This window comes from Vibrio halioticoli NBRC 102217, from assembly GCF_000496695.1.
Taxonomy (GTDB): domain Bacteria; phylum Pseudomonadota; class Gammaproteobacteria; order Enterobacterales; family Vibrionaceae; genus Vibrio; species Vibrio halioticoli.
Genome location: NZ_BAUJ01000046.1, coordinates 31786 through 42825 on the forward strand (window position 1 = coordinate 31786; position 11040 = coordinate 42825).

The 11040-nt window shown below is 42.9% G+C and carries 9 protein-coding genes; 6 read left to right on the forward strand and 3 right to left on the reverse strand.

Translation table 11 applies throughout. From position 1 onward, the window contains the following. Positions 1-132: 132 nt before the first annotated feature. The gene (gene tesB, locus VHA01S_RS13135; protein ID WP_023404850.1) at positions 133-990 is read left to right on the forward strand and encodes an acyl-CoA thioesterase II; all 858 of its coding nucleotides are present in this window, start codon (positions 133-135) and stop codon (positions 988-990) included. Here the strand turns inward: tesB and VHA01S_RS13140 are convergent. Beyond that, on the reverse strand, positions 987-2009 hold the full coding sequence (locus tag VHA01S_RS13140) for a YHYH protein (RefSeq protein WP_023404851.1): 1023 nt from the start codon (positions 2007-2009) through the stop codon (positions 987-989). The two genes, tesB and VHA01S_RS13140, sit on opposite strands and share 4 nt — an antisense overlap. 266 nt (positions 2010-2275) lie before the next feature. Here VHA01S_RS13140 and putP point away from each other — a divergent pair, with 266 nt between their 5' ends. Next, positions 2276-3709: a sodium/proline symporter PutP gene (putP, locus tag VHA01S_RS13145; protein ID WP_023404852.1), complete on the forward strand. Its 1434-nt coding sequence runs from the start codon at positions 2276-2278 to the stop codon at positions 3707-3709. Between the two features lie 52 nt (positions 3710-3761). Here putP and VHA01S_RS13150 read toward each other — a convergent pair whose 3' ends face one another. Beyond that, positions 3762-4229 (reverse strand): Lrp/AsnC family transcriptional regulator, encoded by a 468-nt coding sequence (locus VHA01S_RS13150; RefSeq protein ID WP_023404853.1) that lies wholly within the window; start codon positions 4227-4229, stop codon positions 3762-3764. Positions 4230-4359: 130 nt separating this feature from the next. Between VHA01S_RS13150 and VHA01S_RS13155 the strand changes: the two genes are divergently transcribed. Continuing rightward, positions 4360-5424, forward strand: a complete 1065-nt coding sequence (locus tag VHA01S_RS13155) for a PLP-dependent cysteine synthase family protein (protein ID WP_023404854.1) — start codon at positions 4360-4362, stop codon at positions 5422-5424. 852 nt (positions 5425-6276) lie between these two features. Beyond that, entirely contained in the window at positions 6277-8967 is a 2691-nt protein-coding gene (locus tag VHA01S_RS13160) for a glycosyl hydrolase family 18 protein (protein ID WP_023404856.1), read from the forward strand. Positions 8968-9088: 121 nt separating this feature from the next. Here the strand turns inward: VHA01S_RS13160 and VHA01S_RS13165 are convergent, their stop codons facing one another. Then, positions 9089-9406, reverse strand: coding sequence for a DUF1244 domain-containing protein (locus VHA01S_RS13165; protein WP_023404857.1), 318 nt, complete (start codon positions 9404-9406; stop codon positions 9089-9091). Between the two features lie 181 nt (positions 9407-9587). On the opposite strand from VHA01S_RS13165, the gene VHA01S_RS13170 reads away from it, so the two are divergent. Together VHA01S_RS13170 and VHA01S_RS13175 are read left to right on the forward strand one after the other, a co-directional pair. Further along, positions 9588-10145 carry an outer membrane beta-barrel protein gene (locus VHA01S_RS13170; protein ID WP_023404858.1) on the forward strand — a complete coding sequence of 186 codons (558 nt, stop codon included), beginning with the start codon at positions 9588-9590 and terminating at the stop codon, positions 10143-10145. 29 nt (positions 10146-10174) lie between these two features. Beyond that, positions 10175-11002 carry an AlkA N-terminal domain-containing protein gene (locus tag VHA01S_RS13175; protein ID WP_023404859.1) on the forward strand — a complete coding sequence of 276 codons (828 nt, stop codon included), beginning with the start codon at positions 10175-10177 and terminating at the stop codon, positions 11000-11002. Positions 11003-11040 lie beyond the last annotated feature (38 nt).

Below are 11040 nucleotides of genomic sequence, written 5' to 3' on the forward strand. Positions count from 1 at the left end.
ACGATACGTATTGAGACCCGCTTATTTTTCATAACACTGTCGCCGTAATAATTCTTTCGAGTTCATCACAATTAGCACTTGTCTAAACGGGCGTTAACGAGTATTTTCGATTGGAATTAACTCGGAGGTCAGATGAGTAAACCACTTAATAAACTATTGACACTTTTACAGTTAGAGCAACTGGAACTGGGATTGTTCCGCGGTGAAAGTGAACACCTTGGATTACCTCAGGTATATGGCGGCCAAGTGTTAGGGCAAGCACTTTCTGCGTCCCGTTACACCGTTCCTAATGATAGAAGTGTGCACTCATTTCATAGCTACTTTTTACGTCCGGGCGATCCTGAAAAAGCGATCATTTATGATGTTGAACATCTACGTGACGGTAGAACCTTTAGCACTCGCCGAGTAAAAGCAATTCAAAATGGACGCCCTATTTTCTATCTCACCGCGTCTTATCACGGCGATCAGCCTGGGTTTGAACATCAAAATACTATGCCTGAAATTCCAGGACCTGAGAACTTTGCCTCTGAAACAGAGCTTGCTCAACAAATTGCGCAGTTTTTACCAGAGCAGATCCAAAAAGTCTTTTGTGGTGAGAAACCGATTGAAGTACGTCCAGTAAAAGTGGTTAACCCACTTAAACCGCACAAAGAAGAGCCAAAACAGTACCTATGGATCAAAGCCAACGGTCAACTGCCTGATGATCAACTGATCCATCAATATCTGTTGGCGTATGCCTCTGATTGGGGGTTTTTGGTTACGGCGCTACATCCACATCAGGTCAGTTTGCTAACGCCTAAGTTTCAGGTTGCCACCATAGATCATTCTATGTGGTTCCACCGTCCATTTAAAATGGATGACTGGTTGTTGTATGTAATAGATAGCCCAACGGCGAGCAACTCTCGCGGATTGGTGCGTGGTGAGCTGTATAACCGCGCTGGCCATCTAGTGGCAAGCGCAGTTCAAGAAGGTGTGATGCGCCAAAGCTAAAAATGAGAATGGGAACGCGATTCAGCTTGGCTACCAAAGCTTGCGTTTGGCGTTCCTGCAAAGCAGTTCATTACCCAGGGGAAGCTATCTGTCACATAATAACCGTATTGACCATTAACAGTCATACCATTGCACTCATCTAAATCGCCTGTGTCGGCAACAAATTCATAATCGCCACGAAACTGACCGTCGTAATTATCGCTAATCACTAGCCCTACTCCAGCGATAGGGGCTGCATATCCATTGCTATTCACACGCGTGCCTTGTTTTAGCTGATAGCTAGAACGCGCCGCTCTGATCTCGCCAGTTCCGGGATCGGTAAAGCAGCGTCCATAAAGAGGAAAACCGTCTGCGGCAAAGCCAATGACCGGAGAGCCCTGTTCCCCTTCGCAATCTTGAGAAAACAATGCCATGGGATTTCCATGATAGTGATATTGCCCATTAGGTTGTACATGAGCATGATGCTCATCGGTACCAAAATGATTAAGCGGTGACATTGGATCATATCGCCAAGGATTATCGATTTGTTCTTGTCCGCAGCCCACTCTTTCATCGGCAACGTTATAACAAGCCGCCGCTAACAGATCGACTTTAACACCATTGAGCAAAATCGCTTCCGAAGTAGCCAAGCTTAATCCGGTCGGCGTGGCGTTTTTGCTAGGAAAGGCAGCAAATGAATATTCACTGCTCACGGCTTCTACATCCGTGGCAAAAGAAGCACTTTGATCATTGAAATCGTGATTAGGAATACTGTTTGAAGTGAGCGAACACTCACTTTCTTGCGACTTAATAGTGACATTTCCAGAAAAAAGCATGTCTCGCTGAATATCGTTAGCCGATGAAACATACAAACCTACATAATCATCACAGCTTGTCGATTGATTACTTAACAGTGCATCGGAAATATCGATGCTGCTCTCCTCATCCCCCTTCACAGGTAATGACGCCTCATCGCCAGAAGAATCGTTACAAGCAGATAACATTAATGCCGTTGTTACGACGGTTAAAATCCTTTTCATTATCACATCCTTTTTTAATCAAGAATGAAATTATTGCGAGTTATTGCCAATTTTACTTGCACCTTTACCCAATTTTACATTGCGAAATTTGAATGCCATCGAGAAATTATTTTATATAACAAACAATTGTTAACACTTAATTCTGTGATAGTTAGTTACTTGGTGAAATAAATTAATTAACAATCAAGACACAACATGTAACACTAACTTAGCAGTTTATCTTTTTATAACTCACACCTTTTAAACCACGGACGTAAAGGCAGTATATGATTTATTTACAATTTGGTCTTTATCTCGCAGCAATGCTAGGTATTGGCTACTATTCCATGAAGAAAACACACAATAACCAAGACTTTATTATTGGTGGACGCACTCTTGGCCCAGTGACATCAGCGGTCAGTGCCGGTGCTTCTGATATGAGTGGCTGGTTATTGTTAGGCTTACCTGGCGCTGTATTCGCAAGCGGGCTAGTTGAAGGCGTTTGGATTGGCGTCGGTTTAACCTTAGGTGCTTACCTGAACTGGCTGATTGTTGCGCCACGCCTGCGCGTTGCAACCGAAGCAAGCAATACGGTCACTCTACCTAGCTTCTTATCTAAACGATTTGAAGATAATACCGGTTTAATCAAAACGGTTTCTACTATTGTTATCCTTTTCTTCTTCACTTTATATGTCGCATCAGGACTAAAAGGCGGCACATTACTCTTTGCGCACAGCTTTGGCACAACAGAAGAAGTTGCTCTGTATGTCACCGCATTTGTGGTGATTTCTTATACCTTCCTTGGCGGATACATGGCGGTGTGTTGGACTGACTTAGTGCAAGGTATTCTTATGTTAGCTGCACTGGCATTTTGTATGCTACTTGGCTATTCAGCCATCGCAGAATCAAATGTGGTGATCAGCGAAGTGAAACCAGAAGCCTTTAAGTTCTCAACAGGCTTTATCACTGCCGCATCATTATTAGCATGGGGATTAGGCTATTTTGGTCAGCCACATATTCTGGCGCGCTTTGTCGGTATCGATAAAGTTGAAAACATCGCTAAAGCACGTCGCATTGGCATCTCATGGATGGTACTCACTTTAGTGTTGTCTATCTCCATTGCCTTAATAGGTATTGGTTACGATGCGATTCATCCATTAGAGACTGTTTCTGGCGTAGATGGCAATAAAGAACGCATCTTCCTCGCATTAACCGATGCTCTGTTCCACCCTGTATTTGCTGGCTTTATTTTAGCCGCAGTATTGGCAGCTGTGATGTCCACAGCCGATTCTCAACTGTTGGTTCTCACCTCTTCACTTACTGAAGACATTGGTTTTATCAGCAAACTTGATGAAAACAAAAAAGCGTGGATCAGCCGTTTAGGTGTGGTTGGTTTTGCGGTATTTGCACTGATTATTGCCTCAAACGACGATGGCTCTATCTTGTCGATGGTAGGTTATGCATGGGGTGGATTCGGCGCAGCCTTTGGTCCATTGATGATCTTGTCGCTATGCTGGAAAGGCACCACCAAAGCCGGCGCAGTGACAGGCATGATTGTGGGTGCAGTCAGTATCTTTGTGGTGAAGAATTACATTTCTATTGAAGGTGAATACTTCTATGAATTACTACCTGCGTTTATTTTGTCGTTCATCTCAATTGTGGCGGTCAGTAAAGTGACTAAAGCTCCATCGCAAAATACGCTTACTCAACTGCAAATCTAGTTAAATAATGATGGATAAAGGCGAGGCAAATGCCTCGCCTTTTTTATGTTATTCATACACCCTCTAAAGGTAATTCGGTGGTGTATTTGATGGATTCCATAGCAAAGGTAGATGTTACATTGGAAATACCCGGCACCACATTGACCAACGTTTTATAAAAGGCATCAAAACTTTGCATGTCTTTGACCAGCACCTTTAACATGTAATCGTAATCCCCTGCCATTCGATAGAATTCCATCACCTGTTCTAGTTCTGAAACTTTATCGACAAACATTTGATACCACTCATGGGAATGGTCACTGGTTTTAATCAACACAAAAGAGGTAAACGCCAAACCCAGCTTTTCCGGATCTAACAACGCTACTCGGCCTTGAATGACCCCCGCCTCTTCTAATCGTTTTAAGCGCTTCCAACAAGGTGTGGTGGTCAAATTTACCGCTTCTGATAAATCACTTAATGATAAGGTGGCATCTTTTTGCAGCAAGGCGAGTAATTTCTTGTCTGTTTTATCAATATTCATTTCACAAAACCTTACTATTGTAGAAAAATTTTCTCTATTTTAGTCCATTAAGCACATCATTAGGTAAGCTTTTCTCTACATTTAAGGCTAAATTATATGCATACCGTCAATGATATGTAGGAAGCCGAAGATGAACACTGAAGATACTTGCACTCGTAGCTGGACCAACCGTGCGATCCAAATTATTGAATCTGATTATCAGCGTTCAGCTGATACACATCTTATCAAGTTAGACGTTGAAGCTTTTCCGGGTATTGATATTTATCTTAAAGATGAAAGCACCCATCCAACCGGTTCGTTAAAACATCGCTTAGCACGCTCTTTGTTTCTTTATGCACTATGTAATGGCCACATAGGTCCTAAAACACCAATCATTGAATCATCTTCAGGTAGCACTGCGGTGTCGGAAGCGTATTTTGCTCGACTATTGGGTTTGCCTTTCATTGCGGTAATGCCAAAAAGTACGGCGAAGAAAAAAATACAACAAATTGAGTTTTACGGCGGCACAGCACACTTAGTTGATCACTCTGATGAAATTTACGCAGAATCTCACCGTTTAGCGCAAGAGTTAAATGGTCACTATATGGATCAGTTTACCTACGCAGAGCGCGCTACAGACTGGCGTGGCAACAACAACATCGCCAACTCTATTTTTGAGCAAATGAAATTAGAGCAACATCCTGTTCCTACGTGGATAGTGATGAGCCCAGGCACCGGCGGCACGTCTGCAACGATTGGTCGTTTCATTCGCTATCAGCGCTGTAATACACAACTGTGTGTTGTTGACCCTACTCACTCGGTATTTTACGACTACTACCACAATAAGGACGCGACAATTACCTTAAACCGTGGCAGTAACATCGAAGGTATTGGCAGGCCAAGAGTAGAGCCTAGCTTCATTCCGGGCGTAGTCGATGAAATGATTAAAGTGCCAGATGCGCACGCTATCGCTACCATGCAATGGCTACACAACAAACTAGGCAGAAAAGTAGGCCCTTCTACTGGGACTAATTTATACGGCGTATTTCAGTTGGCTCGCAGAATGCGTGACCAAGGAGAAACAGGCTCTATCGTTACCTTGTTGTGTGATAGTGGCGAGCGATACTTAGATACTTACTACAACCCACAATGGATCGCTCAAACTATTGGTGATGTACAAGCGAGCTACGACCATTTACAAACGTTGATGGCATAGCAACGCTTTAACTATAGTAGTTTGTTCAAGCATAATTGTTTGTTAAAAAATCACTATTTGTTCAAGAACAGTACCCAGATCACTATTTGCAGTAATACTGTTAATTTAAAGATGGCGTCTTCTAATAAGAAGACGCCATCTTTATAAATTAAAAGCTCTAATTAAATGCATATTATAATTAATAAATTGTTATCGATTGAAATAATATATATTAACTTCATTAGTAATCCTAATTTGTGCAACCAAGAGCTAACTGTATTTATATTTGATATTCTTAAAAAACTTACAACACTGACGTTATTTAATATTATTGAATCATTGACAATATAATCATTAACAAGAACACCCATTCTCTTATTAGCCATCTTTTATTGATATTTTAGCTGCCCACTTAGATTCACACTAAAAAATAAGCACCGATAAAGCTCACACCTAACCCATTGAAAATAAAAGACCCCATCGTACATAACGTGACCTGACACAAGTAACACCTGCCAAAAAGACATAGATCACATGTCTTTATCAACGCACCCATATCATTATTTTGTGACGAAAATAAACTATTTTCGAAACAGAATGGCTTTTCATGCAATATTTATTATTAAGTTGCGCTCTGTGTTGCATATATTGATTCAAATAATAGTTATTCATTTGATAATGATAATTTTGAATACATAATCAAAATGTCTTTCGAACACTTACATTTAAAAGTTACTTGAGATTTACCTTTTATTTTCCTTTTAAAGAATAAGTAAAGTCAGGATAAAAATAAGAACATTCTCTAATTTATCTTGATGTTCGAACTGACATCCCCCAATTGAAAATGCTTTTATTTTATTAAGGTTAGCGTTTATGTTTAACAAATCATTTTTATCTTTATCCATTATAGGCTCCATATTTGCTGCACCATCATTTGCAGCTGCCCCTGGTGAACCCGTTTTATCGTGGGGTGATCACACATACGCAATGGTTGAGGTTGATCCAGAAGCTGTTGCCTACGAAAAAGTCGTTAAGGCTGTACATACTGAGCTAGACATTGAAGTCACTTGGGATGTATGGGCCGGCGATCCTGCTGATACGGCTCGTGTACTTCTTGACGGTAACGTAGTGTGGGAAGGCGACGCTTCTGCAAACAAAGCTGTCTTTAAGATGAACAAAGGCGGTCTTTATGACATGGCTATTGAGCTTGAAAACGCAGACGGTGTAAGCCGCTCGAAAACAACTCTATTGACCATTGCAGATACTGACGGCAGCCACATTGAACCTCTAGAAACAGTTTGGACTGAAAACAATAAGCCATACGAAAACACGACAGACAAGATTGTCGGTACTTACGTGGTTGAGTGGGCGGTCTACGGTCGTGATTACCCTATCGACAAAGCGCCAATACCAAACTTAAACCGTATGATTTACGGCTTTGTGCCAATTTGTGGTGGTCATGGCCTTAACGATTCGGTCAAAACTATCGAAGGTTCGTTTGAAGCGCTACAAAATGCCTGTGCTGGCCGCGATGACTTTAAAGTTGCGATTCATGACCCATGGGCAGCGGTACAAATACCTCTAAAAGGTTCAGAAGAGTGGTCTGCGCCATACAAAGGCAACTTTGCGCAAATGATGGCGGCTAAGAAAGCCAACCCAGATCTACGAATCCTACCTTCTATCGGTGGCTGGACCCTATCTGACCCATTCTTCTTCATGCATGATGATGAAATCCGTCATACATTTGTTGAATCGGTACGTGAATATCTAGAAACATGGAAATTCTTCGATGGTGTTGATATCGATTATGAATTCCCTGGTGGCGGAGGTGCAAACCCTAACCTAGGTAACAAAGATATCGATGGCCAAACTTACGTAACCTTGATGAAAGACTTACGTGAAATGCTAGACGAGTTGGGCGAGAAAAACGGCCGTCATTACGAGCTAGGTTCAGCAATCAACATTGGCCATGACAAGCTGGCTGTTGTTGACTACGGTGAAGCGTCTAAATACTTAGACCATATCTTCCTAATGTCTTACGACTACTATGGTGCATGGAACAACAATATTCTAAACCACCAAACAGCGTTGCATAAGTCGAGCGTCAATACCGTTCCTGATGAGTCGGAGTACTACACTTCTCGCGGCGTAGAGATCCTGCTTGAGCAAGGTGTTCCTATCGAGAAAATGGTTATCGGTGCAGCGGCATTCGGTCGTGGCTGGTCTGGCGTACACGGTTTTACCGACGGCAATCCATTTACCGGTAATGCAACAGGTCCTATCAACGGTACTTGGGAAAATGGTGTTCTAGATTACCGTGATATTGCTGATAACCACGGTCCTGAGCAGGGCTTTGTATACGGCTATGATGAGGCAGCAGAAGCACCATACCTATTCAAGGAATCAACCGGTGAGTTAATCACCTATGACAATGCTCGTTCTATTAAAGCGAAAGCACAGTACGCATTATCAACTGGCATGGCGGGTATTTTCCATTGGGAAATGGATGGCGATAACGGCGACCTAGTTAATGCAATGCATGAAGGTTTAGGTCACGGTGATTCTATCACGGATCCTGAACAACCAAACCGTGCACCTATCGCACGTGCTGGTGTTGATAAGACAGTAACGGGCCCTACTTCAGTCACTCTTGATGGTTCTTTATCATCAGATCCTGAAGGTGAAGCTCTTACCTTTAGCTGGCAACAAACTGGCGGCAACGCGGTGACTATTATTAATAACACCAGCGCTAAGCCAACTGTGGATGTCCCTTTCACAGAAGCTGATGTGTCTTACACCTTCACATTAACCGTTGCTGATCCAGATGGCGCATCGTCTTCTGATAGCGTTGTGATTACCAACACAGCTGAAGTAACAAACCAACCACCAACAATTGCTATTACCCCAACTGTTTACGTTGATGAAAATGCACAGTTCACTCTGCTAGCAAATGCATCTGACGCAGATGGTGACTCACTGGCATACACTTGGAACGTACCTTCTGATTTCGTTATTATTGATGGCGGACATGAGAACAGCATCGTACTAACCGCTCCTGAAGTGACGGCTGATACGCAGTTCTCTATTGATGTTACAGTCACTGATGGCGAAGAGTCAGCAAGTGCTACAACACGTGTTCACGTTGCAAACATCGAAGAAGACAACGGTGGCGGTGACGGTGATACTGATGGCGGTGAAGGCGACGGCGGCGACTCTGGTGATGGCGATACCGATGGCGGCAACCAATGTTCATCAACTGATCCAGCAGCACCAAACTACCCTGCATGGGAAGCAGGTAACACCTACACTAACGAAACAGTGAGCCACAAAGGCCTTGTTTACAAAGCTAAATGGTGGACTCAAGCAGAACCAAGTGCAACGGCTGAAGGCTGGGAACTGATTTCAGAAATCGAACTACCATGGTCTGCAGCTATTGCATACGCAGGTACAGAGCAAACTAACCACAACGGTTCGCGCTGGCAGGCTAAATGGTGGACACAAGGTGATGAACCTGGTGTTGAAGATGTATGGGTTAACCTAGGCTCTTCTACTTGTAAATACTAACCGATAGTTAGGCTTTATTAAGTAACGCGTCTTTTCAAAGTCCCTCAGTATTGCTGAGGGACTTTTTTATTGCGCTGCCGTAATGTCTTGAAAGAGCATCGGCAAATAACACTATAAGTTTTTACTTCTTATGCTTTGCTTCAAAAGCGGCCAGTTGCTCTGGTGTTGCTGGCAGTTGATGATTTTGCTTCCACTCATCGTACGCCATGCCATAAACACGCAAACGAGCATCATCAATATCCAGATCTAGCCCCTTATCTTGTGCTTCAGCGGTGTACCACTTGCTAAAGCAATTGCGGCAAAACCCCGCCAAAATCATTAAATCAATATTTTGCACATCTTTGTTATTGTCTAAATGCGCCAGCAAACGACGAAAGACTGCAGCGTCTAGTTGGTCTTGCTCTTGTTGTGATAATTGTAGGTGCTTAGCTTGAGTCAATGTCCCTCTCCTTGTTAATTGCGTCACTATCTAGCGTTTTAAGCCATGTTTTTAATAATAATCAATAGCTTCATGTAATATTATTGTTACTCTTAATGAGATAAACACTTAATCAATCGTTTCGTGTTTACCTGCTTTTGGTATCAATATTGTTAATACTAACACGTAATAAAGGATGACAATGAACAAGCTTCGCCACTTTAGCTTACTTTCTACTGCTCTGCTTTCCTTGTCAGCGGCAGCCGCGGGCAACAACTCTTTTTATCTTGGTGTTGGTGATGTTGGCTTCTCCCCGGAGGGAGATTCAACAGACACTTTTGCTAGCCCTAGTTTTATTATTGGAGGGGGTCAATCCTTTAACGAACACCTCAGTATGGAAGGATTTTTCCGTTATTCAGAGTCTTCAGACGATGCTAAAACCTTTGAAATCAACTATTACGAATTAGGCTTATCTCTTATCGCGACTACCGGGGAGCTCGGTGATACCCCCCTTGAGATCTTTGGCCGCACCAGTGCCATCGCCACCCATATTAAAGGCCACGATATTAGTTCAGGCTCTAGAGTCGATGTGGGTGATACCACAGGCTCGATATTTACCGTTGGTGCAGGCTTGCAATGGAATATCAACGCCGATTACTGGCTTCGTGCTGAATACATTTATGGGTACGCGACGTCTGGAGTCGGCCGCTATGATGCAGACTATGATGGACTGCAAATGAGTATTGGTTTAGATTTTTAAGATAGCCCGCTCATAATCTAGGTATATCAATGATGGTCATTCAGTCTGATAGCATCACACCTAATATCATCGAACCTAATCCTATAGAAACGAATACTATTGAGCTTAACTATAAAGGCGCGCTAGATTGGCAATACATGCTAGATTTTTATCAGCGGCGCGCCATTTCGCATCTAGAGCGAATAGATAACCTCCAATACACGCGACATGCACAAATAGACAAGATGCCGATATGGTTTCGGCTATCAAAAAATCACCCTCAGTCCCTCACTTTAGAGTATCAATTAAGTAGTGATTCGCAGCTTAACCCACTAATTAATGCAGTGCGCAGAATGTTTGATCTCGACTCAGACTTAGAGGCTATACAAAAGCACCTGCACGCCCTATCACCCACATTAATCAAACGCGCCGGCATTCGCATTCCCGGGGTATGGAGCACTTGGGAAGCCGGCGTACGCGCCGTGCTAGGACAGCAAATATCAGTGACAGCGGCAATTAATCATTTAAATCACTTCACCAAACAATTAACCAACCACCAGCACTTTCCTAGCCCGCAACAGGTCGCTACAGCCGATCTTTCCTTCTTAAAAATGCCCCAGCGACGTAAAGAAACACTCAACAGACTGGCAGAATTTATTATTGAATCCCCGCAAGCACACCCAAGCCAATGGCTAGCCATCAAAGGTATCGGCCCATGGACAATTCAATACGCGCAATTAAGAGGTCTATCAGAAAAGAACTGCTTTTTAAGCAATGATTTAGTGGTTAAAAAAGCGCTGGCTAAGTTTCCCCACCTCACCGCTGACAATGTTAGCCCTTATGGAAGTTACGCGACTTTTCATTTGTGGAATCAATAACCTATTCTTCAAAAAAAATGCCATTCACTCTGAACTGG

Coding starts and splice junctions, on each gene's coding strand:
- tesB (WP_023404850.1), top strand. CDS start 133: ATGAGTAAACCACTTAATAAACTATTGACACTTTTACAGTTAGAGCAA.
- VHA01S_RS13140 (WP_023404851.1), bottom strand. CDS start 2,009: ATGAAAAGGATTTTAACCGTCGTAACAACGGCATTAATGTTATCTGCT.
- putP (WP_023404852.1), top strand. CDS start 2,276: ATGATTTATTTACAATTTGGTCTTTATCTCGCAGCAATGCTAGGTATT.
- VHA01S_RS13150 (WP_023404853.1), bottom strand. CDS start 4,229: ATGAATATTGATAAAACAGACAAGAAATTACTCGCCTTGCTGCAAAAA.
- VHA01S_RS13155 (WP_023404854.1), top strand. CDS start 4,360: ATGAACACTGAAGATACTTGCACTCGTAGCTGGACCAACCGTGCGATC.
- VHA01S_RS13160 (WP_023404856.1), top strand. CDS start 6,277: ATGTTTAACAAATCATTTTTATCTTTATCCATTATAGGCTCCATATTT.
- VHA01S_RS13170 (WP_023404858.1), top strand. CDS start 9,588: ATGAACAAGCTTCGCCACTTTAGCTTACTTTCTACTGCTCTGCTTTCC.
- VHA01S_RS13175 (WP_023404859.1), top strand. CDS start 10,175: ATGATGGTCATTCAGTCTGATAGCATCACACCTAATATCATCGAACCT.